The 740-nt window shown below is 38.9% G+C and carries 1 protein-coding gene; it reads left to right on the top strand.

Annotation, left to right across the window (positions count from 1 at the left end; translation table 11 throughout):
• Positions 1 to 18: 18 nt before the first annotated feature.
• Positions 19 to 740: ATP-binding protein (locus KIV40_RS32715; protein WP_285353533.1), on the top strand; the 722-nt coding region annotated here is incomplete at its 3' end.

Below are 740 nucleotides of genomic sequence, written 5' to 3' on the forward strand. Positions count from 1 at the left end.
TTGTTAAATGCGAAAAACTTGAAACCATTTTTCGACCCAGAAGCTACGGAGTCGATTTTTGGTCTTTATTTGGATCTGGATTCAATCGCACTTCCTGATTTTTGTCTGAGTGAAGAGAAGCTTTCAGAGCGATTAGAGACTCTAAAAATCAAGGAGTCAGAAGTAGAAGTTCGGCAAGGTAAAGCGAAGAGCAGGGCCAAAAGTGATGAGCAAGAAGTAGATAAGCTTCACAAAGAAATAAAAATTCAAAGTCAAAGAACAAAAGTCTTTGAGGAAGAACTGAGCAAGCTCAATCTCCTGAAAGAGCAAAAAACAGTCCAGTTTGAAGGTGATGCTGAAAGTCGTACATCTGAAGTTAAGAAACAGAAAAGCGTACTAGAGTCTGAACTTTTTACCATCAAGTCTGAGCTGAAAGAAAAACTTGAAAACGAAGAACAGCGCCATCAACAAGAGCGTGTTCAGGTGAAAGCTAACTTCGATTATCGCTTGTCAGAAGAGGACGCGAAAAAAAGTGCTATTGATGAGCTGATAAAAAATAAAGAAAAGATAACTTCAGACAGAGTTAGTGACTACAAGTTAGCGTTCAACCAAGCCTTGATGAGTAAAGGGGTTGATCCAGTCAGTATCGAAAGAGCCAAGTCGAAGTGGGAATTTCTCGAACGCCAATGTGAGGAAATAAAAACATTTCAAGCTTTAATTCACGACTACGACACTTGGCTAGAATCAGAATGGAAATATAT

It is taken from the genome of Vibrio sp. D173a (assembly GCF_030248475.1).